The 22,571-nt window shown below is 55.6% G+C and carries 15 protein-coding genes, 1 tRNA gene, 3 rRNA genes and 1 other annotated feature; of the genes, 10 read left to right on the plus strand and 9 right to left on the minus strand.

Annotation, left to right across the window (positions count from 1 at the left end; translation table 11 throughout):
• Positions 1-57: 57 nt before the first annotated feature.
• Positions 58-930 (plus strand): SMP-30/gluconolactonase/LRE family protein, encoded by an 873-nt coding sequence (locus DR88_RS07150; protein WP_004174805.1) that lies wholly within the window; start codon positions 58-60, stop codon positions 928-930.
• Here DR88_RS07150 and pheA read toward each other — a convergent pair.
• From pheA to bamD, 4 genes are all read right to left on the minus strand, one after another.
• Positions 927-2,087, minus strand: a complete 1,161-nt coding sequence (gene pheA, locus DR88_RS07145; RefSeq protein ID WP_004150975.1) for a bifunctional chorismate mutase/prephenate dehydratase — start codon at positions 2,085-2,087, stop codon at positions 927-929. The two genes, DR88_RS07150 and pheA, sit on opposite strands and share 4 nt — an antisense overlap.
• Before the next feature lie 24 nt (positions 2,088-2,111).
• Positions 2,112-2,236, minus strand: a sequence feature (Phe leader region).
• Positions 2,188-2,235: a pheA operon leader peptide PheL gene (pheL, locus tag DR88_RS29935; RefSeq protein ID WP_100250063.1), complete on the minus strand. Its 48-nt coding sequence runs from the start codon at positions 2,233-2,235 to the stop codon at positions 2,188-2,190. (Overlaps the previous feature by 48 nt.)
• A gap of 105 nt (positions 2,237-2,341) precedes the next feature.
• Entirely contained in the window at positions 2,342-2,677 is a 336-nt protein-coding gene (gene raiA / locus DR88_RS07140) for a ribosome-associated translation inhibitor RaiA (RefSeq protein WP_002914111.1), read from the minus strand.
• 270 nt (positions 2,678-2,947) lie between these two features.
• Complete coding sequence (bamD, locus tag DR88_RS07135) at positions 2,948-3,685, minus strand: outer membrane protein assembly factor BamD (RefSeq protein ID WP_004145664.1); 738 nt, start codon at positions 3,683-3,685, stop codon at positions 2,948-2,950.
• Positions 3,686-3,816: 131 nt separating this feature from the next.
• Here bamD and rluD point away from each other — a divergent pair, with 131 nt between their 5' ends.
• From rluD to DR88_RS07095, 8 genes are all read left to right on the plus strand, one after another.
• Positions 3,817-4,797 carry a 23S rRNA pseudouridine(1911/1915/1917) synthase RluD gene (gene rluD / locus DR88_RS07130; protein ID WP_002914110.1) on the plus strand — a complete coding sequence of 327 codons (981 nt, stop codon included), beginning with the start codon at positions 3,817-3,819 and terminating at the stop codon, positions 4,795-4,797.
• On the plus strand, positions 4,794-5,525 hold the full coding sequence (gene yfiH / locus DR88_RS07125) for a purine nucleoside phosphorylase YfiH (RefSeq protein ID WP_025861944.1): 732 nt from the start codon (positions 4,794-4,796) through the stop codon (positions 5,523-5,525). Before rluD ends, yfiH begins: the two co-directional genes overlap by 4 nt.
• Before the next feature lie 129 nt (positions 5,526-5,654).
• Positions 5,655-8,228 (plus strand): ATP-dependent chaperone ClpB, encoded by a 2,574-nt coding sequence (clpB, locus tag DR88_RS07120; protein ID WP_004150973.1) that lies wholly within the window; start codon positions 5,655-5,657, stop codon positions 8,226-8,228.
• Positions 8,229-8,693: 465 nt separating this feature from the next.
• Positions 8,694-10,232 (plus strand): 16S ribosomal RNA (locus tag DR88_RS07115).
• Positions 10,233-10,317: 85 nt separating this feature from the next.
• Positions 10,318-10,393, plus strand: a tRNA-Glu gene (locus tag DR88_RS07110).
• Between the two features lie 182 nt (positions 10,394-10,575).
• Positions 10,576-13,477, plus strand: a 23S ribosomal RNA gene (locus tag DR88_RS07105).
• Positions 13,478-13,673: 196 nt separating this feature from the next.
• Positions 13,674-13,789 (plus strand): 5S ribosomal RNA (gene rrf / locus DR88_RS07100).
• Together the 16S, 23S and 5S rRNA genes with 1 tRNA gene alongside form the textbook arrangement of a ribosomal RNA operon.
• Positions 13,790-14,232: 443 nt before the next feature.
• Positions 14,233-15,531 carry an MFS transporter gene (locus DR88_RS07095; protein WP_004144368.1) on the plus strand — a complete coding sequence of 433 codons (1,299 nt, stop codon included), beginning with the start codon at positions 14,233-14,235 and terminating at the stop codon, positions 15,529-15,531.
• A gap of 3 nt (positions 15,532-15,534) precedes the next feature.
• Here the strand turns inward: DR88_RS07095 and DR88_RS07090 are convergent, their stop codons facing one another.
• The 5 genes from DR88_RS07090 to trxC form a co-directional block, all read right to left on the minus strand.
• Entirely contained in the window at positions 15,535-15,858 is a 324-nt protein-coding gene (locus tag DR88_RS07090; RefSeq protein WP_002914095.1) for a YfiM family lipoprotein, read from the minus strand.
• Positions 15,859-15,899: 41 nt separating this feature from the next.
• Positions 15,900-17,255, minus strand: coding sequence for a CDP-diacylglycerol--serine O-phosphatidyltransferase (gene pssA / locus DR88_RS07085; RefSeq protein WP_002914094.1), 1,356 nt, complete (start codon positions 17,253-17,255; stop codon positions 15,900-15,902).
• A gap of 120 nt (positions 17,256-17,375) precedes the next feature.
• Positions 17,376-20,027 (minus strand): bifunctional acetate--CoA ligase family protein/GNAT family N-acetyltransferase, encoded by a 2,652-nt coding sequence (locus DR88_RS07080; protein WP_004149373.1) that lies wholly within the window; start codon positions 20,025-20,027, stop codon positions 17,376-17,378.
• A 34-nt stretch (positions 20,028-20,061) separates the two neighbouring features.
• Positions 20,062-20,760: a tRNA-uridine aminocarboxypropyltransferase gene (tapT, locus tag DR88_RS07075; RefSeq protein WP_004899905.1), complete on the minus strand. Its 699-nt coding sequence runs from the start codon at positions 20,758-20,760 to the stop codon at positions 20,062-20,064.
• 69 nt (positions 20,761-20,829) lie between these two features.
• Positions 20,830-21,255, minus strand: a complete 426-nt coding sequence (gene trxC, locus DR88_RS07070) for a thioredoxin TrxC (RefSeq protein WP_002914091.1) — start codon at positions 21,253-21,255, stop codon at positions 20,830-20,832.
• A gap of 203 nt (positions 21,256-21,458) precedes the next feature.
• Here trxC and DR88_RS07065 point away from each other — a divergent pair, with 203 nt between their 5' ends.
• A complete protein-coding gene (locus DR88_RS07065) occupies positions 21,459-22,544 on the plus strand; it encodes a tRNA/rRNA methyltransferase (RefSeq protein WP_002914089.1) in 1,086 nt (361 codons plus the stop codon).
• Positions 22,545-22,571 lie beyond the last annotated feature (27 nt).

The following is a 22,571-nucleotide window of genomic DNA, read 5'->3' on the forward strand; positions in this document are numbered from 1 at the left end:
AAAAGATGTATACAATAAAGCCAGCGACCGCTGGCTTTTTTTATAGGGATGACAACGATGGCTGAACCACAACCGCTGTTTGACTACACCGGATACCTGCCGGAATGCCCGACCTGGAGCGAGGCAGAACAGGCCCTCTACTGGGCTGATATCATGGAATGTGAAATTCACCGCTACGATATCCGCAGCGGAGAACACCAGGTGCTGCAGTTTCCAGAGGAGGTCGGCTGTTTTGCCCTGCGCGAGAAGGGCGGGTTTATCGTTGCATTGCGCAGCGGCATCTGGCTGACCGACGCCCACGGCCTGCTGCGGCGGAAAGTCTGCGATAACCCGAGCAACCCGGAGCTGGCGCGGTTTAACGACGGCGGGACCGATCGCGATGGGCGCTTTTATGCCGGTACCTTCTGGGGGCCAGGGGATTACAACGGCGCGCTGCTGATGCGAGTGGATAACGACCTGCAGCCGAAAGTGATCCAGTGTGACATCCATGGCGCCAATGGCCTGGCCTTTAGCGCCGACCGGCGCTGGATGTATACCTCTGATACGCCGAACGCCGTGATCTACCGTACGCCGCTGGATGAGCAGGGTGAGCCTGGCCGACGCGAAGTCTTTCGCCGTTTTCAGCCTGGCGAAGGGATCCCTGACGGGGCGGCGATCGACGTGGAGGGATGTTACTGGAGCGCAATGTTTGACGGCTGGCGGATCGCCCGTTTCTCGCCGCAGGGCGAGGAGCTGGAATCCTACCCGATGCCGGTTCGTTGCCCGACGATGGTCTGCTTCGGCGGGGCGGATATGAAAACGCTCTATATCACCACCACCCGGGAAAACATGGAGGACGATGAGCTGGCGCAGTATCCGCTGTCAGGCGCCATCTTCACCCTGCCGGTAGCGGTGGCAGGGATGAAGAAATTACCGTTCCGCGAATGTTAAACCGGATCCACCGGGACCACGTTTTCGCTAGGGTAGCAGCCGAGGACCTTCATGGAGCGGGTGATATCCGCCAGCTCCTTCAGCGCCTTGCGCATGGGCAGCGAATCCAGGTTGGCCTGAATATCGAGATAAAACATCTCTTCCCAGGGATTGCCGTGGATCGGGCGGGATTCCAGTTTGGTCATGATCAGATTGTGGTTGCGCAACACCAGCAGGGCTTCCACCAGGGCGCCCGCCTGCTGACCGGTCGCCATTAACAGCGTGGTCTTGGCCGGCACCTGGTCGGAGACGTTCACCGCTTTGCGCGCCAGGACGAGGAAGCGCGTGATGTTCTGCGTCTGGTTGGCCTGGCAGTGCTCCAGCACCTGCAGGCCATACAGAGCGCCGCCCGCTTCGCTACCCAGGGCCGCGACGGCCGGGGAGTTCGCCTGCGCCACTTTTTCCATTGCCGCCGAGGTGCTCTCGGTATACTCAATCTTCCAGTGCGGGTAGCGGCTCAGGTACTGGCTGCACTGCTGGAACGGCTGCGGATGGCTGTAAACGGTCTGAATTTTATCGGCATCCGTCGAGGTGCTCACCAGTACGCAATGATCGATAGGGATCGTCAGCTCGCCAACGATCGACAGGCTGGTGTGCTGCAGCAGATCGTAGACGTCGTTGATCCCGCCGGAGCTGGTGTTTTCAATCGGCACCACCGCGTAATCGGCCTGGCCGGTTTCTACCTGATTAAAAATATCGGCGAACTTCGCGCAGCCGCTCTCAATAAACTGCTCAAAGTGGCGAGCGGCGTACTGACGCGCCGCCAGATGCGAGTAAGAGCCCTTGGGACCGAGGAACGCCACGCGGGCCGAATGCGGGTTAATTTTATTCAGATGCTGCTGCAGCAGGGTTTGCTGGGTAAGAACAGAGTCTTCGATAATCAGCTGGAACAGGCGGGTGATATAGTGCGCATCCAGATTATGGCGCTTGCCGATAGTCATCAGGCGCTCCAGCAGATCGCGTTCGCGGTCAATATCACGCACCGGACGATGGGAGGCCAGTTTGGCTTTTCCAACCTCAACAGCCAGTCCGCGGCGCTCCGCCAGCAAAGCAAGCAGCTTCTCGTCCAGGGCGCTTATCTTATCGCGCAGCGCCAGTAATGGGTTTTCCTCGGTCATAGATGTTGCCTTTGTTGTTATCAAATAAAAAAGGCCTCCCGGGTGGGAGGCCTTATTGTTCGTCTTCGCATTCTTTCTTATACGACGAATTGCCTCCCGGTCAGGGGAAGGTAAAAAAGAATGCGAAGAAGAACGGGACAAGTTTCATGGTAAATTCCTTTAGGTAGTGGGGATTACAGTACCTGTACTGTTTTCACTCTGTCAATAAAAAACGCGCCCGAAGGCGCGTGGCATGACACAACTTAAGTTAAGGATTACTCTTCTTCTTCCACAAAGCCTGCCTCTTTCACCGACGTCGCGGCGCGGCGGGCTTCCCCTTTGTGTTGCACTTTATTGAGCTGCCGTTCCAGCTTGTTGATCAATTCGTTAATGGCGGCGTACATATCTTCATGACGCGCACTGGCAACCAGATGGCCGTTTGGCGTGTTGATGGTTGCATCAGCGATAAAACCCTGCGGCTCCTTAGATAGAATGATGTGCGGGTTGATTAAATGAGTTTGCCACTTATCCAGTTTGGCGAGACGGTCTGCGACATGCTGGCGGATTGCCGGAGTAATTTCCATTTGTTTACTGGTAATGTTCATTGTCATAAATTTTACCTCTTGTCTTTCCCGTCTTGGTGAATCCAGCATACCTTTCCCAATGTCAAAATGTGTGATCTAAATCACATTTTATTGTCACTTTTTGTCAACAAATTCATTTTGTGAGACAGGGCAGGAAGAAGTGAGATTTTACTTGTCGAACCCGATAAAGCAGGCCATATTTGATGAGTTAACCCGGCGCTAAACCGCTTCAGCTCGTCGGGAAACGTATAAAAAAACGGCAGCCAGTGGCTGCCGTTTGCGATCGATGAGTCAGGCTCAGGTGTTCTTGCTGTTCGCGGCGATAATCTTCGCGACTTTGTCCGCCTGAGCGTTCATTTGCATCTGACGATAGGCGTTTTCCATCTTCGGCAGGGCATCGCGGGTGGCCTGGGTATCCGGATAATTACGCATCATCCCTTCCACACGGTTAACCACGGCAACCCATGCGCCACGATCGGTGTAGTAATCCACGACCGACAGCTCATATTTGGCCAGACGATCTTTCAGGAACACCATGCGTTTATAGGCGTCAGTGGCGTACTGGCTGTTCGGATAACCACGCACCAGTTTGGAGAAGTCATTGAAGGCATCGCGCGCGTGCTGCGGATCGCGGTCGGAGCGATCAACGCCGAAGAAGCCCTGCAGGGCGCTGTCATCCAGGGCCATGTTGGTCAGGCCGCGCATATAGATGACATAGTCGATGTTCGGATGGGTGGGGTTCAAACGCATGAAGCGATCGATAGCCGCCTGAGCCAGAGGAAGATCGGCGTTTTTATAATACGCATAAATCAGATCCAGCTGTACCTGTTGGGAATAAGGGCCGAATGGATAACGATTATCCAACGCTTCCAGTTGCGTTATCGCCTGTTTCCAGTTACCGTCCTGCAGTTTTTGCTGGGCGGTCGCGTAGATTTCATTCGGCGGATTATCAGGCACCTCTTCCTTAGAGCCGGAGCAACCCACCAAAGCCAGGCTCAGTGTGGCGGCTGCCACCAGGTATTTCATGCGCGTCATGACGTTTTGACTTCCTCAAAATGTTTATGCGGGAGAATCTCTGTTCCTGCTCCCGATTAAGACCAGCTACAATAGCACACTATATTAAACGGCAAAGCCGTAAAACCCAACGTTAAACGAAGAAGCTGTATATGGCACAACGAGTACAACTCACCGCAACGGTGACCGAAAATCAACTCGGTCAACGCTTAGATCAGGCTTTGGCCGAATTGTTCCCTGATTATTCGCGATCGCGGATAAAAGAATGGATCCTCGACCAACGCGTATTAGTCAATGGCACCATTGGCGATAAACCGAAAGAAAAAGTGCTGGGGGGAGAACGCATCGCTATCGATGTGGAAATCGAAGAAGAGGCGCGCTTCCAGCCGCAGGATATTCCGCTCAATATCGTTTACGAAGATGATGACATCATCGTGATCAATAAACCGCGCGATCTGGTTGTACATCCTGGCGCGGGCAACCCTGACGGTACTGTGCTGAATGCGCTGCTGCACTACTATCCGCCTATTGCCGATGTGCCGCGCGCGGGTATTGTTCATCGTCTGGATAAAGACACCACCGGTCTGATGGTGGTGGCGAAAACCATTCCGGCGCAAACCCGGCTGGTGGAGTCGCTGCAGCTGCGCGAGATCACCCGTGAATACGAAGCGGTGGCGATCGGTCATATGACCGCCGGTGGCACAGTGGAAGAGCCGATCAGCCGTCACCCGACCAAGCGTACCCATATGGCGGTGCATCCGATGGGCAAACCGGCGGTGACCCACTACCGCATTATGGAACATTTCCGCATCCATACCCGCCTGCGTCTGCGTCTGGAAACCGGTCGTACGCATCAGATCCGCGTGCATATGTCGCATATCACCCATCCGCTGGTGGGTGACCAGGTCTATGGCGGCCGGCCGCGTCCGCCGAAGGGCGCGTCGGAGGAATTCATTACCGCGCTGCGTAAATTCGACCGCCAGGCGCTGCACGCCACCATGCTGCGCCTGTATCACCCGATCTCCGGCATTGAAATGGAGTGGCACGCGCCCATCCCACAGGATATGGTCGAGCTCATCGAGGCGATGCGCGCCGATTTTGAAGCCCATAAGGACGATATTGACTGGTTATGACGAAACTGATTGTACCGCAGTGGCCAATGCCCGGCAGCGTGGCGGCCTGTAGTTCTACCCGCATCGGCGGCGTGAGTCTGCCGCCCTATGACTCGCTCAACCTGGGCGCCCATTGCGGCGACAATCTGCAGGATGTCGAAGAAAACCGGCGGCGGATGTTTGCCGCCGGCGGCTTGCCGTCTTACCCGGTTTGGCTGGAGCAAGTCCATGGCACCGAGGTTCTGACGCTGGACGGCGGACCCTATCCGTCGAAACGCGCGGATGCCTCTTATAGTCGTACGCCAGGGACCGTCTGCGCAGTGATGACCGCTGACTGCCTGCCGGTGCTGTTCTGTAACCGCGACGGCACCGAAGTCGCCGCGGCGCACGCGGGATGGCGCGGCTTATGCGAAGGGGTTCTGGAAGCGACGATTGCTCGTTTCGCCGATAAAGCCGAAAATATTATGGCGTGGCTGGGGCCCGCCATCGGTCCGCAGGCGTTTGAGGTGGGACCGGAAGTCCGGGATGCCTTTATGGCGAAGGACGAGGATGCGCACCGGGCTTTTCGTCCGGCAGGCGAAAAATATTTTGCTGATATCTACCAACTGGCGCGGCAGCGTCTGGCAAACGTCGGCGTTGAGCAGATTTTCGGCGGCGATCGCTGTACGCTAAGCGAAAAGGATGATTTTTTCTCTTACCGGCGCGACAAGACCACCGGTCGTATGGCAAGTTTCATTTGGCTGATATAACCTAGAGAATCAAGACGATCCAGAAGGCAAACTTATTTTTCACATAGTTCGGGTCTTTAACCTTGAATAATTGAGGGATGACCTCATTTAATCTCCAGTAGCAAATTTGACCTGTTTATGGGAGGAGTTATGCGTCTGGATCGTCTTACCAATAAATTCCAGCTTGCTCTTGCCGATGCCCAGTCGCTCGCACTCGGGCACGACAACCAATTCATCGAACCTCTTCATTTAATGAGCGCCTTGCTGAATCAGGAAGGGGGATCGGTACGTCCTTTATTAACCTCGGCGGGCGTGAATGCCGGGAAACTGCGCACTGACATCGAACAGGCCTTGAGCCGTTTACCGCAGGTGGAAGGCACCGGCGGCGATGTGCAACCTTCTCAGGATTTAGTGCGGATCCTCAACCTTTGCGACAAGCTGGCGCAAAAGAAAAAGGACAACTTTATTTCGTCGGAACTGTTCGTTCTGGCGGCGCTTGAATCGCGCGGTACGCTGACCGACCTTTTAAAATCCGCCGGAGCAACAACCGCCAACGTGACTCAGGCGATTGAACAAATGCGCGGAGGTGAAAGCGTGAACGATCAGGGTGCCGAAGACCAACGTCAGGCATTGAAGAAATTTACCGTCGATCTGACCGAGCGAGCCGAGCAGGGCAAGCTGGATCCGGTGATCGGCCGTGATGAAGAGATTCGCCGTACCATTCAGGTACTGCAGCGTCGTACCAAAAACAACCCGGTGCTGATCGGTGAACCCGGGGTGGGTAAAACGGCAATCGTCGAAGGCCTGGCGCAGCGTATCGTCAACGGCGAAGTACCAGAAGGGCTGAAAGGCCGTCGGGTATTGGCGCTGGATATGGGGGCGCTGGTGGCCGGGGCGAAATACCGCGGTGAGTTTGAAGAGCGTCTGAAAGGCGTGCTGACCGACCTGTCCAAACAGGAAGGCAACGTCATTCTGTTTATCGACGAACTGCATACCATGGTTGGCGCTGGTAAAGCCGACGGCGCGATGGATGCGGGTAACATGCTGAAGCCGGCGCTGGCGCGTGGTGAACTGCACTGCGTCGGGGCGACGACGCTTGATGAATACCGTCAGTACATCGAAAAAGACGCCGCGCTGGAACGTCGCTTCCAGAAAGTGTTCGTCGCCGAGCCTTCGGTAGAAGATACCATCGCGATTCTGCGCGGTCTGAAAGAACGTTATGAGCTGCACCACCACGTGCAGATCACTGACCCGGCTATCGTGGCGGCGGCGACCTTATCGCATCGCTATATTGCCGACCGTCAGCTGCCGGATAAAGCCATCGACCTCATCGATGAGGCGGCATCCAGCATCCGTATGCAGATTGACTCCAAACCGGAAGAGCTGGACCGCCTCGATCGGCGTATTATCCAGCTGAAACTGGAACAGCAGGCGCTGAAGAAAGAGTCTGATGAGGCGAGCCTGAAGCGTCTCGATATGCTCAACGAGGAGCTGGCGGATAAAGAACGGCAGTACTCGGTGCTGGAAGAAGAGTGGAAAGCGGAAAAAGCGTCGCTCTCCGGCACCCAGACCATCAAAGCTGAGCTGGAGCAGGCGAAAATCGCCATCGAACAGGCGCGTCGCGTCGGCGATCTGGCGCGGATGTCCGAGCTGCAGTATGGCAAAATTCCGGAACTGGAGAAACAGCTGGCGGCTGCCACTCAGTCCGAAGGGAAAACCATGCGTCTGCTGCGTAATAAAGTGACGGATGCTGAAATCGCCGAAGTGCTGGCCCGCTGGACCGGTATCCCGGTCTCCCGCATGATGGAAAGCGAGCGCGACAAACTGCTGCGTATGGAGCAGGAGCTGCATCATCGGGTGATTGGCCAGGATGAGGCGGTTGAAGCGGTATCCAACGCCATTCGCCGCAGCCGCGCCGGGCTGTCCGATCCGAACCGGCCGATTGGTTCGTTCCTGTTCCTCGGTCCAACCGGGGTCGGTAAAACCGAGCTGTGTAAAACGCTGGCTAACTTTATGTTCGACAGCGACGACGCAATGGTGCGTATCGATATGTCCGAGTTTATGGAGAAACACTCCGTCTCGCGTCTGGTCGGTGCGCCTCCGGGATACGTCGGCTATGAAGAGGGCGGTTACCTGACCGAGGCGGTGCGCCGTCGTCCTTATTCCGTCATCCTGCTGGATGAAGTGGAAAAAGCGCACCCGGATGTGTTCAACATTCTGCTGCAGGTACTCGACGACGGGCGTCTCACCGACGGGCAGGGGAGAACGGTCGACTTCCGTAATACGGTAGTCATCATGACCTCGAACCTCGGTTCCGATCTGATTCAGGAACGGTTCGGCGAGCTGGACTACGGACATATGAAGGACCTGGTGCTGGGGGTAGTCAGCCAGAACTTCCGTCCGGAGTTCATCAACCGTATCGACGAAGTGGTGGTCTTCCATCCGCTGGGCGAGAAACATATTGCCTCTATTGCCCAGATCCAGCTGCAGCGTCTGTATAAACGTCTGGAAGAGCGCGGATATGAAGTGCAGATGTCCGATGAGGCGCTGAAGCTGCTGAGCGCCAACGGTTACGATCCGGTATACGGCGCGCGGCCATTGAAACGTGCTATTCAGCAGCAGATTGAGAACCCGTTAGCCCAGCAGATCCTTTCCGGTGAGCTGGTTCCGGGTAAAACCATCGAGCTGGTAGTAAAAGACGACCGCATTGTGGCAGTGCAGTAAATCACAAAACGACAAAAACGAGCCCAGCGGGCTCGTTTTTGTTTAAAAACCAGGCAAGAATTAAAACTTAATACCTGATTTGGTTGAAAAGTGAGCGGTTGAATTCTTTTTTTGAATTTATCCTTGTCACTTCAGAATTACCCCCTATAATGCGCCTCCACTGACACGGAACAACGGCAAACAAGCCGCCGGGCCAGGAGGATTCAGCGACGGAAATCGACGTTGAAAGCCGACAGAGAAAAGCAAAATAAGCGCTTGACTCTGAATGAGGAAAACGTATTATACGGGACCTCGCGACAGAGCGCTAAAGCGCGTCGCAACTGCTCTTTAACAATTTATCAGACAATCTGTGTGGGCACTCAAAGTGACATGGATTCTTAACGTCCTCGGACGAAAGATGAATACCAAGTCTCAAGAGTGAACACGTAATTCATTACGAAGTTTAATTCTTTGAGCATCAAACTTAAATTGAAGAGTTTGATCATGGCTCAGATTGAACGCTGGCGGCAGGCCTAACACATGCAAGTCGAGCGGTAGCACAGAGAGCTTGCTCTCGGGTGACGAGCGGCGGACGGGTGAGTAATGTCTGGGAAACTGCCTGATGGAGGGGGATAACTACTGGAAACGGTAGCTAATACCGCATAACGTCGCAAGACCAAAGTGGGGGACCTTCGGGCCTCATGCCATCAGATGTGCCCAGATGGGATTAGCTAGTAGGTGGGGTAACGGCTCACCTAGGCGACGATCCCTAGCTGGTCTGAGAGGATGACCAGCCACACTGGAACTGAGACACGGTCCAGACTCCTACGGGAGGCAGCAGTGGGGAATATTGCACAATGGGCGCAAGCCTGATGCAGCCATGCCGCGTGTGTGAAGAAGGCCTTCGGGTTGTAAAGCACTTTCAGCGGGGAGGAAGGCGTTAAGGTTAATAACCTTGGCGATTGACGTTACCCGCAGAAGAAGCACCGGCTAACTCCGTGCCAGCAGCCGCGGTAATACGGAGGGTGCAAGCGTTAATCGGAATTACTGGGCGTAAAGCGCACGCAGGCGGTCTGTCAAGTCGGATGTGAAATCCCCGGGCTCAACCTGGGAACTGCATTCGAAACTGGCAGGCTAGAGTCTTGTAGAGGGGGGTAGAATTCCAGGTGTAGCGGTGAAATGCGTAGAGATCTGGAGGAATACCGGTGGCGAAGGCGGCCCCCTGGACAAAGACTGACGCTCAGGTGCGAAAGCGTGGGGAGCAAACAGGATTAGATACCCTGGTAGTCCACGCCGTAAACGATGTCGATTTGGAGGTTGTGCCCTTGAGGCGTGGCTTCCGGAGCTAACGCGTTAAATCGACCGCCTGGGGAGTACGGCCGCAAGGTTAAAACTCAAATGAATTGACGGGGGCCCGCACAAGCGGTGGAGCATGTGGTTTAATTCGATGCAACGCGAAGAACCTTACCTGGTCTTGACATCCACAGAACTTTCCAGAGATGGATTGGTGCCTTCGGGAACTGTGAGACAGGTGCTGCATGGCTGTCGTCAGCTCGTGTTGTGAAATGTTGGGTTAAGTCCCGCAACGAGCGCAACCCTTATCCTTTGTTGCCAGCGGTTAGCCGGGAACTCAAAGGAGACTGCCAGTGATAAACTGGAGGAAGGTGGGGATGACGTCAAGTCATCATGGCCCTTATGACCAGGGCTACACACGTGCTACAATGGCATATACAAAGAGAAGCGACCTCGCGAGAGCAAGCGGACCTCATAAAGTATGTCGTAGTCCGGATTGGAGTCTGCAACTCGACTCCATGAAGTCGGAATCGCTAGTAATCGTAGATCAGAATGCTACGGTGAATACGTTCCCGGGCCTTGTACACACCGCCCGTCACACCATGGGAGTGGGTTGCAAAAGAAGTAGGTAGCTTAACCTTCGGGAGGGCGCTTACCACTTTGTGATTCATGACTGGGGTGAAGTCGTAACAAGGTAACCGTAGGGGAACCTGCGGTTGGATCACCTCCTTACCTTAAAGAACCTGCCTTTGTAGTGCTCACACAGATTGTCTGATGAAAGTAGAGAAGCAAGGCGTCTTGCGATTGAGACTTCAGTGTCCCCTTCGTCTAGAGGCCCAGGACACCGCCCTTTCACGGCGGTAACAGGGGTTCGAATCCCCTAGGGGACGCCACTTGCTGGTTCGTGAGTGAAAGACGCGTGCCGAACTATCTCAAAACTCATCTTCGGGTGACGTTTGAGATATTTGCTCTTTAAAAATCTGGATCAAGCTGAAAATTGAAACGACACACAGTTAATGTGTGTTCGAGTCTCTCAAATTTTCGCAATCAGAAGTGAAACATCTTCGGGTTGTGAGGTTAAGCGACTAAGCGTACACGGTGGATGCCCTGGCAGTCAGAGGCGATGAAGGACGTGCTAATCTGCGAAAAGCGTCGGTAAGGTGATATGAACCGTTATAACCGGCGATGTCCGAATGGGGAAACCCAGTGCAATTCGTTGCACTATCGTTAACTGAATACATAGGTTAACGAGGCGAACCGGGGGAACTGAAACATCTAAGTACCCCGAGGAAAAGAAATCAACCGAGATTCCCCCAGTAGCGGCGAGCGAACGGGGAGCAGCCCAGAGTCTGAATCAGCTTGTGTGTTAGTGGAACGGTCTGGAAAGTCCGACGGTACAGGGTGATAGTCCCGTACACCAAAATGCACAGGCTGTGAACTCGAAGAGTAGGGCGGGACACGTGGTATCCTGTCTGAATATGGGGGGACCATCCTCCAAGGCTAAATACTCCTGACTGACCGATAGTGAACCAGTACCGTGAGGGAAAGGCGAAAAGAACCCCGGCGAGGGGAGTGAAAAAGAACCTGAAACCGTGTACGTACAAGCAGTGGGAGCACCTTCGGGTGTGACTGCGTACCTTTTGTATAATGGGTCAGCGACTTATATTCTGTAGCAAGGTTAACCGTATAGGGGAGCCGCAGGGAAACCGAGTCTTAACTGGGCGTTAAGTTGCAGGGTATAGACCCGAAACCCGGTGATCTAGCCATGGGCAGGTTGAAGGTTGGGTAACACTAACTGGAGGACCGAACCGACTAATGTTGAAAAATTAGCGGATGACTTGTGGCTGGGGGTGAAAGGCCAATCAAACCGGGAGATAGCTGGTTCTCCCCGAAAGCTATTTAGGTAGCGCCTCGTGAATTCATCTTCGGGGGTAGAGCACTGTTTCGGCTAGGGGGTCATCCCGACTTACCAACCCGATGCAAACTACGAATACCGAAGAATGTTATCACGGGAGACACACGGCGGGTGCTAACGTCCGTCGTGAAGAGGGAAACAACCCAGACCGCCAGCTAAGGTCCCAAAGTCATGGTTAAGTGGGAAACGATGTGGGAAGGCACAGACAGCCAGGATGTTGGCTTAGAAGCAGCCATCATTTAAAGAAAGCGTAATAGCTCACTGGTCGAGTCGGCCTGCGCGGAAGATGTAACGGGGCTAAACCATGCACCGAAGCTGCGGCAGCGACACTATGTGTTGTTGGGTAGGGGAGCGTTCTGTAAGCCTGCGAAGGTGTGCTGTGAGGCATGCTGGAGGTATCAGAAGTGCGAATGCTGACATAAGTAACGATAAAGCGGGTGAAAAGCCCGCTCGCCGGAAGACCAAGGGTTCCTGTCCAACGTTAATCGGGGCAGGGTGAGTCGACCCCTAAGGCGAGGCCGAAAGGCGTAGTCGATGGGAAACAGGTTAATATTCCTGTACTTGGTGTTACTGCGAAGGGGGGACGGAGAAGGCTATGTTAGCCGGGCGACGGTTGTCCCGGTTTAAGCATGTAGGCTGGTTGTCCAGGCAAATCCGGATAATCAAGGCTGAGGTGTGATGACGAGGCACTACGGTGCTGAAGTAACAAATGCCCTGCTTCCAGGAAAAGCCTCTAAGCATCAGGTAACATCAAATCGTACCCCAAACCGACACAGGTGGTCAGGTAGAGAATACCAAGGCGCTTGAGAGAACTCGGGTGAAGGAACTAGGCAAAATGGTGCCGTAACTTCGGGAGAAGGCACGCTGGTGTGTAGGTGAAGCCCCTGCGGGTGGAGCTGAGACCAGTCGAAGATACCAGCTGGCTGCAACTGTTTATTAAAAACACAGCACTGTGCAAACACGAAAGTGGACGTATACGGTGTGACGCCTGCCCGGTGCCGGAAGGTTAATTGATGGGGTTATCCGTAAGGAGAAGCTCTTGATCGAAGCCCCGGTAAACGGCGGCCGTAACTATAACGGTCCTAAGGTAGCGAAATTCCTTGTCGGGTAAGTTCCGACCTGCACGAATGGCGTAATGATGGCCAGGCTGTCTCCACCCGAGACTCAGTGAAATTGAACTCGCTGTGAAGATGCAGTGTACCCGCGGCAAGACGGAAAGACCCCGTGAACCTTTACTATAGCTTGACACTGAACATTGAGCCTTGATGTGTAGGATAGGTGGGAGGCTTTGAAGCGTGGACGCCAGTCTGCGTGGAGCCAACCTTGAAATACCACCCTTTAATGTTTGATGTTCTAACGTTGGCCCCTCACCGGGGTTGCGGACAGTGTCTGGTGGGTAGTTTGACTGGGGCGGTCTCCTCCCAAAGCGTAACGGAGGAGCACGAAGGTTAGCTAATCCTGGTCGGACATCAGGAGGTTAGTGCAATGGCATAAGCTAGCTTGACTGCGAGCGTGACGGCGCGAGCAGGTGCGAAAGCAGGTCATAGTGATCCGGTGGTTCTGAATGGAAGGGCCATCGCTCAACGGATAAAAGGTACTCCGGGGATAACAGGCTGATACCGCCCAAGAGTTCATATCGACGGCGGTGTTTGGCACCTCGATGTCGGCTCATCACATCCTGGGGCTGAAGTAGGTCCCAAGGGTATGGCTGTTCGCCATTTAAAGTGGTACGCGAGCTGGGTTTAGAACGTCGTGAGACAGTTCGGTCCCTATCTGCCGTGGGCGCTGGAGAATTGAGGGGGGCTGCTCCTAGTACGAGAGGACCGGAGTGGACGCATCACTGGTGTTCGGGTTGTCATGCCAATGGCACTGCCCGGTAGCTAAATGCGGAAGAGATAAGTGCTGAAAGCATCTAAGCACGAAACTTGCCCCGAGATGAGTTCTCCCTGAGACTTTAAGTCTCCTGAAGGAACGTTGAAGACGACGACGTTGATAGGCCGGGTGTGTAAGCGCAGCGATGCGTTGAGCTAACCGGTACTAATGAACCGTGAGGCTTAACCTTACAACGCCGAAGATGTTTTGGCGGATTTGAGAGAATTTTCAGCTTAGATTCAGAGTTGAGTACGCAATAATTTGCGCAGCAGCAAGGCGACAAGCGGCGGAAAGGAAGGAGCATACTGAAGTATGTGACTGACTTTACGAGCGCAGGCAACGCGGCTGATGCGATAAAGAATTGCGTACTGAGCACAAAGAATTTGCCTGGCGGCACTAGCGCGGTGGTCCCACCTGACCCCATGCCGAACTCAGAAGTGAAACGCCGTAGCGCCGATGGTAGTGTGGGGTCTCCCCATGTGAGAGTAGGGAACTGCCAGGCATCAAATAAAGCAGAAAGCCCGGTCGAAAGACCGGGCTTTTTGTTTTTGCGTTTAAAAAGAACCCCGTCCCGAAAGGTGCGGGGTTTTTTGCTGTGTGGGGTATATCTCCCCCGGTGGCGCTGCGCTTGCCGGGGCTACAAAACCGTACCCCGGACAAAGTGCGCAGCACCGCCTCCGGCGAAAATTACGCCATGCCCGCTCCATTATCTCCTTTCAACGCAAAATAAAACCCCGTCATGGCAATCCCTTCGCCATAATCCACTTTTTCCCTGCCCCTGCGCTGGCGATGATCGCGAAAACCGTGCTTGCGAAAAAAAAATGTGAATCCAATCACATATAAAAATATAACAATTATATAACATTCAGTTTACTAATTAATTTGTCTGCGTGACGTGGTACGCCCGACAAGACAGATTGCAGTCTTTGCTGGAGCAATATAACAATGACAGAAAGTAGCATTACCGAACGGGGCGCGCCGGAACTGGCCGATACCCGTCGTCGTATTTGGGCAATTGTTGGCGCTTCCTCGGGGAATCTGGTTGAATGGTTTGATTTTTACGTTTACTCATTCTGCTCGCTCTATTTCGCGCACATCTTCTTTCCATCCGGAAATACCACCACCCAACTGCTGCAAACGGCAGGCGTATTTGCCGCCGGATTTCTGATGCGTCCTATCGGTGGATGGCTGTTTGGTCGGATCGCTGACCGCCGGGGACGTAAAACGTCCATGCTTATCTCGGTCTGCATGATGTGCTTTGGCTCACTGGTGATTGCCTGTCTGCCGGGTTATGCGGTGATCGGCACCTGGGCCCCGGCGCTGCTGCTGCTGGCGCGTCTGTTCCAGGGGCTGTCTGTTGGCGGAGAATACGGCACCAGTGCGACCTATATGAGTGAAGTCGCGGTGGAGGGTAAGAAAGGCTTCTATGCCTCCTTCCAGTACGTTACGCTGATTGGTGGTCAACTGCTGGCTGTATTAGTGGTTGTGGCGCTCCAGCAGGTGCTTAGCGATGAAGATCTCCATGCCTGGGGATGGCGTATTCCTTTTGCCCTCGGGGCGGTACTGGCTATCGTCGCGCTGTGGCTGCGTCGCCAGCTGGACGAAACCTCGAAGCAGGAGACCCGGGCGCTGAAAGAGGCTGGCTCATTTAAAGGGTTGTGGCGCAATCGCCGGGCCTTTGCGATGGTGTTAGGCTTTACCGCCGCCGGATCGCTGACCTTCTACACCTTCACCACCTATATGCAAAAGTATCTGGTCAACACGGCGGGCATGACGGCCAGCACCGCCAGCGTGATCATGACCGCGGCGCTGTTCGTTTATATGCTGGTTCAGCCGCTATTCGGCGCCTTCTCGGATAAAGTTGGCCGCCGGACCTCCATGCTGTGCTTTGGCGTGCTGGCGACGTTATTTACCGTGCCTATTCTCAGCGCCTTGCAAAAAGTGAGCTCACCCTATGCCGCCTTCGGCCTGGTGATCTGCGCCTTACTGATTGTCAGTTTCTATACCTCGATCAGCGGCATCCTGAAAGCAGAGATGTTCCCGGCTCAGGTTCGCGCGCTTGGGGTCGGGTTGTCCTATGCCGTCGCGAACGCATTGTTCGGCGGCTCTGCGGAGTACGTCGCGCTGTCGCTTAAGTCGGCAGGGATAGAGCACGCGTTCTACTGGTATGTGACGGTGATGGCCGCCATTGCCTTCCTTGTCTCCCTGATGTTGCATCGCAAAGGGAAGGGGTTGCGTCTGTAACGCTTACTGATGAGCCAACTGCCATACAGCGTAGCCGGTGGTCGCGCCGGCGACATCCCAGGCAAAATCCTTCCAGCTCCAGCCGCTCCCAGCCGGGCGGCTGTCCCAAAGCTCTTTTGAGGCGCCAAGGCTGACGGAAAACATCAGGCCGATAGCCGCGCTGCGGTCCCGGCTGTAACCCTGATGTTGCGCATATTCATTGCCAGCGGCAGAGAGCATCGCTGAGGCCAGAAAATGCTGGGCTTTGTCCTGACCGGACCATGCATCATTTGCCATGTGGCTGCAGCCGGTTAACAGCAGCGAAGCAATCACTATTATCGTACGCATAGCGCTTCCAGAAAAAAGCCCCGTCGAGGCGGGGCTGATAGTCAGAGAATACGGCTGATCAGCCGGTCAATGCGGATCCGCCGCAGGCGGCGGATCAGTTTTCGCACTTTCACCGGATAGTCGGCGATACTTTGCAGATCCCGATAATGTTTCACTACCGTGGTGTGGGTGCGGATGAGCTTCAGCTCTTTCTCCCGCATGGCCCCCAGCTGCCGCTTTGGATCGTGGATCAGAATGGCGTTTTCCAGATCGAGCCGCCAGGCGCGCGGGTTCAGGTTGTTGCCAGTGAGCAGCATCCACTCATCGTCAACCCACATGCCTTTCAGGTGGTAGCTGTTATCGTCATCCTTCCACAGGCGGACGATCAGCTGATCGGTATTGACATAATACTGCAGCCGGCTGAGGAAACGCCGCAGGTTGATCTCATACAGATAGGGAAGGGCGCCGATGATTTTAAACGGCTGATCTTCAGGAATGTAGAAATCGTTAGCCGTTTTATCGCCGACAATAATCTCCACCTGTTTACCGTCGCGCAGCAGCTGGATGATATTTCTTACCAGTACGGCAGGGAGGTTGAAGTAGGGGGTGCAGATCGTCAGCTTGTGTTCGGCACAGGGCATCAGGTGAAAGATGGTTTTATTCAGCAGGCTCGATTTACCCAGGCCTACCAGCGGGGTGACGGAGAGTTCTTCGTCACCAGCGGTGCCGACAAAATGGTAGCTGCGGTCGCGGAGCTCCTGACGGTACTGGCGAATGTCGTTTTTGATTTCCGGGCTTCTTGGCCGATCCGGTCTGTCGAGACGGTTAACGCCGCGCCCCTGAACCAGATTGTTGTCGACCCAGTCGAACATGATGTCCGCCATTTTGCCGTTACGGATGCACTGATAGCGATCATAGCGATACTTATCATGCTGATGCAGATAAACATCATTCAGGCTGGCGCCGCTGTAGAGGACGCAGTCATCAATAATAAAGCCTTTGAAATGGAGAACGCCGAGCGCCTCCCGGGTGTTAATCGGCACGCCGTAAACGGGGATATCTACCCCTGGATTTTCATTGGCCATCCGACAATACCAGTCGGCATTGGTATTAGAGGCGGCGGCGCCGATACGGCCACGCTGAGCGCGGTGCCAGTCCACCAGAACGCGGACATCCAGTTCCGGACGCTGGCGTTTGGCGTCATAAAGGGCCTGCAAAATTCCTTTTCCGCCATCATCTTGCTCCAGATAGAGCGCAATAATGCATATACGCTGAGTGGCGTGGGCAATCCGGGTCAGTAACGCTTCCCTGAATTCCGCAGGGGCGTAAAAGAACTCTACATCATCAACTGACTGAGAAAGCTTAGGGAGTTGGGCAAGGTGTTGTTGATGTTTATTACGCTTAAATTTTGACAACATCACAGTGCGTTTCTTCTCTGTTTATTGAAGGGTCTTCTGTACCATGCAGACGACGTAAGCGGGCAATAATACCATTACTACCCGCTAATGTGGTCAACAATTGCGGTCAGCGTCGCGCGATTATCCCTGATTCAGGGGCAGCGACAGGCTGACAATCCCATCTTCCAGCTGAATATCGACGGTGAATCCCAGCTTTCTGGCGAGGCCTATCATGCCTCGGTTATTTGGCATCGTAATACCATTAAGGCGCTGCAGGCCATGGCTTTGCGTATAGGCGATCAGCTTTTCCAGCAACCTTCGCCCCAGGCCTAACCCTTTTAAATCTGAACGGACCAGAACGGCAAACTCGGCGTCAATATTATCGGGATCGGAGATCGCCCGCGTCACGCCGAGGATCTCGCTCTTCTCTGCGCTGGTCCTGACGGCAACGAACGCCATTTCTCGATCGTAGTCGATCTGGGTCATATTGGCTAAGTCGTCATGGGTAAATTCGTTGATCTCACTAAAATAGCGATAATAGAGATCTTCTTTGGTGACCTGGGCGATAAATGCGAGCAACTGTGGCTCATCTTCCGGGAGGATCGGCCGGAACAGACAGCGATCGCCATTTTTCATCACCACCCACTCCTCCAGTTGGTGCGGATAGGGACGAATAGCGAGACGGCTTTCACTGTCGCCGCTGAAGGGAGCAAGCCCCAGGGTAACGTCCAGCGCCGTAAACTCGTTGCCGGAGGCGAGCAGGGGATGAATATCCAGGCGCTGGATCTCCGGGCAGTCGACGATCAGGTTCGAGACCTGAACCAGCAGCTGGCTTAAGCCAGCGATATCCAGCGGGCGCAAGGCGCTGCGGCCGCGGATCTTCTTATTTTTGATCGCCTGGATCACCAGATAACGCGCCAGGTTCATATTCAGCGGCGGCAGCGCCACGGCGGCCTGGTCCTCGGCCCGCCACTCCACGCCGCCCTCGCCCAGCATAATCAACGGGCCGAAGACGGGATCGTGCTCAACCACTACTCTTAGCTCCTGGGCGCCAGCGCGATTGGCCATGCTTTGCACCAGCAATCCATGGATGCGCGCCTGGGGCCAGGCCAGTTTGACGCGATCGATCATCGCATCTGCAGCCTGCTGCACCTCGGCGGCGGTACGCAAATAGAGCATGACCCCCTGTACTTCCGATTTGTGCGGGATATCCGGAGAACGCAGCTTCAGCGCAACCGGATAGCCTATCTGCTCAGCGATATGCACCGCTTCCGCGCTGTCAGCGGCAATCCAGGTTGGCAGCGTGTGGATGCCATAGGCCCGAAGCACCGGGCTGACCTCGTGAGTATCCAGCGTGGTGGCGCCGTCTTCTATCGCTTGCTGCAGCAGAGCATGCGCCTCGCTGGTATTGGCGGTTAAGGAGTCTGGTAGCACCGGCGTCTCGCGCAGTTGTTTCTGGTTGCGACGGTATTCCACCATATGCATAAAAGCGGTGATCGTGCCCTCCGGCGTACGGTAGGTAGGGAGGCCGGCATCGCTGAATAAACGTCGCGCTTCCTGCGAGGAAAATTCGCCGCACCAGTTGGTCAGCACGGTGACATATTTACCGCGCGGGTGATGCTTCAGAGCGTCAATCAGGGCCAGGGCACTCTCGGTGCCCGGCGCGGCGGCGCTGGGAGAGTGGATCACCAGCAGCGCGTCATAGTCCTGACTGTTGAGCAAAACATTCACCGCCCGCTGATAGTGTTCGCTACTGGCGTCATCGCGTAGATCCAGCGGGTTGGCGATCTCCACGCCAACCGGCAACGCCTGGCGCAGGGCGTCGCGCGTCTCCTCGCTGAGAGTCGCCAGCTTACCGTTTCGCAACCAAAGCTCATCCAGCGCCAGCGCCGCCGGCGCCGCACCGTTGCTGACGATCATCAGTTTTTCACCGCGCAGCGGGCGCATGTGGCTGAGGGTTTCCACCGCAGAGAACAGCTCATGGGTATCCTGCACCCGCAGCAGACCAGCGCGCTGAATGGCCGCATCCCATGCCGGGTCCATCCCGGAATTGGCGTGCAATAGCTTCTGCGCCGCCGGACTACGGCCGCTTTTAATCACCAGGATAGGTTTGTTTCGCGAAGCGCTGCGCGCGGCGGAGACAAAGCGGCGCGCGTCGCTGAGATGCTCGAGGTACAGCAAAATGGCGCTGGTCTTGCTGTCGCGGGCCAGAAAGTCCAGCAGGTCATCGACATCAATATCCAGGCTATCGCCCAGGGCGATGAAGTAGGAAAAACCCATCTCGCGCTGTTGCGCCCAGTCAAGGATAGTATTGGAGACGGCGGCCGACTGCGAGATAAAGGCCAGTTTACCGCGATGGATCGGCACCGGTGAAAAGCTGGCGTTCAGCCCTTGCCATGGGGCCAGCAGTCCGAGACTGTTGGGGCCGAGCAGACGCATCTGATAGCGCGCGGCGCATTCGAGCAGCGCCGGGTACTGTTCCGGCTGCGAAGAGAGGATGATGCAGGTCTTGCAGCCTTTTTGCCCTAAGGCTTCGAGCAATTCGAGATTACGCCTGGCGTTAGTACAGAGCACCGCCAGATCCGGCGTAAACGGCAGGCTCTCGATGGTAGGCCATGCCAGTACCCCAAGAACCGCCTTCCAGGCGGGGGTGACCGGCATCACCGGGCCATTGAAGCCGCCGGCTAACAGGTTGCGCATCATGAGATAGCCAGCTCGCTGCGGCTTCATTGATGCGCCAATAACGGCGATGGACTTTGGTCGCAGCAGCGCTTCCAGGCCTCGTTGGCTCATACCGGTCTCCTTTCATCCCAGTGACCGAATGATTTTAAACGTTTTCCACCTGGCCCGCTGTGATACTGCCCTTATGCTGGGTTTTTCCCGCCAGATAGCGGGTCCGGAAGCGGGTGAAGTGCTCGCCAAGCGCAGCGGCGGCCGGGGCATCGCCCGCCAGATCCAGCAGGGCGATGGCCACTTCCGCGGTACAATATTGTCCCTGGGCGTGCGCCTCGCGCAGATGGTAGGCAGAGATGCGCGACAGATCGACGGAGATAATCGGCAGCGCGTCGAGATAAGGACTCTTACGGAACATTTTGCGCGCTTCGGTCCAGGTGCCGTCGAGCATGATAAACAGCGGCGGTTTACCGGACGGCGGCGCGCTCAGGACCTGGCGCTCCGGCCCGGCATAGGAGGCCGGAAATACGACCATGGGCTGATAATCAGGATGGGCGACCAGATCGAGCAGCGCCTGCGGCGGTTCGGTACGCGACCACTGAAACGCTTCGGTATCTGGCAGAATATCGGCGATGAGCCGGCCAGTGTTGCTGGGCTTCATCGGTTCCGTATCAAACATCACCAGGCAGAAGCGGCTGGCGGCCTGCGCCGAGGTTAACGTGGCGCACAGGCACTGCTTGAGCGGCAGCAGACAGCGCTGGCAGCGGCGGATGCGATTGCCGCGCGCAAGGAAAGGGCGGGTAGCTCGCGCGAGACGTTCGGCGCGCAGGCGAAGGACAGCGTTATCAGTCATGGGAGTCGCTAGTGAAAAACGCTATTGTCGCAGAGGTGAAAACGGGGCACAAGCGGTGCCCCGGAAGGGTTATTGTTGGCCGGCTTCGTTAAGCCAGCTATCGAATGGCGCTTTTGGCACTGCGCCATTGAGCATGTCGATCACTTCGCCATTTTTGAACATCATAATGGTCGGGATGCTGCGGATACGAAACCGGGCGCTAAGCTCACGTTCCGCTTCGGTGTTGACTTTCACAAAACGCATCTTCCCGCTACGCTCTTCCGCGACGTCTTCAAAGATCGGCGCGAAGCTACGGCAGGGTCCGCACCATGGCGCCCAGAAATCGACAACGACCGGCAGATCGTCCTTCAAGAGTTTATCCAGCGTTGCCCCGGTCGCGTTGATGACGTCGCCGTCAAAAAGATCGTGACCGCAGCGTCCGCACTTTGCGCCATCCGCGCTACGATCGTCCGGGAGGCGGTTCAGAGCCTGACAACTGGCACAAACGGTATTCATAACTAACCTCTGGTTATGGGTTGCAACGTGGCACGTGGCCGATATGTTTCTGTGATGTTACATATTATCGATGAAGTGTTATTTGAGGACAATGCGTTTTGTTCGATGAGTGCAATAGAGGCCGGCTTTTAAACGAAATCATGGCGAAGCGATGGCACATCGGGTAATCTGCGCGCTTCGCGCAGCGCAGGTGGAGAAAATTGATGAGCGACGAACTGAAAAATAAAAGCGGCAAGGTCAAAGTGATGTATGTCCGCAGTGATGATGATTCTGACAAACGCACCCATAACCCACGTACCGGGAAAGGGGGAGGTCGTCCAGGAAAATCTCGTGTTGACGGCCGCAGCCGCCCTGCGCGTGACGAACGAAACAGCCGCGGCGACGATCGCAAACGTGACGACCGTAAGCGTGACGATCGCAAACGCGATGATTTTCATCGCGACGATGCGTCTCCGTGGCGTACCGTTTCCCGCGCTCCTGGCGATGAGACGCCGGTAAAAGAAGATCACGGCGGGATCAGCGGGAAGAGCTTTATCGATCCGGAAGTGCTGCGTCGTCAGCGTGCGGAAGAGACCCGCGTATATGGCGAAAACGCCTGCCAGGCGCTGTTCCAGAGCCGTCCGGAAGCTATCGTTCGCGCCTGGTTTATTCAGAGCGTGACGCCGCGCTTTAAAGAGGCGCTGCGCTGGATGGCGGCCAACCGTAAGGCCTATCACGTGGTGGACGAAGCCGAGCTGGCGAAAGCCTCCGGCACCGAGCACCACGGCGGCGTCTGCTTCCTGATCAAAAAACGCCACGGCACTTCTGTTGCTCAATGGGTCGCGAAGGCCGGGGAAGAAGATTGCGTTCTGGCGCTGGAAGATGTGGGTAACCCACATAATCTCGGGGCGATCATGCGCAGCTGCGCGCACTTTGGCGTGAAGGGCGTGGTGGTTCAGGATGCTGGCGTGCTGGAGTCCGGGGCGGCGATCCGTACGGCGGAGGGCGGTGCGGAGCATGTTGAACCGATCACTGGCGACAGCTTTATCGATACCCTCGATCAGTTCCGCAAAGCGGGCTACGCGATTGTCTCAACGTCCAGCCATAATGGTACCCCGCTGTTTAAAGCCGAGCTGCCGAAGAAAATGGTGCTGGCGTTAGGCCAGGAACGTGATGGTCTGTCCGATGCGGCGATTTCCAGCGCCGATCTCAGCGTTGCCATCGACGGTACCGGCAACGTTGAAAGCCTGAACGTCTCTGTGGCGACCGGCGTCCTGCTGGCGGAATGGTGGCGTCAGAACAAGGCGTGATTCGCCTGCCTGAATGCAAAAAAGCCA

The sequence above is a fragment of the Klebsiella pneumoniae genome (genome assembly GCF_000742135.1).
GTDB lineage: Bacteria > Pseudomonadota > Gammaproteobacteria > Enterobacterales > Enterobacteriaceae > Klebsiella > Klebsiella pneumoniae.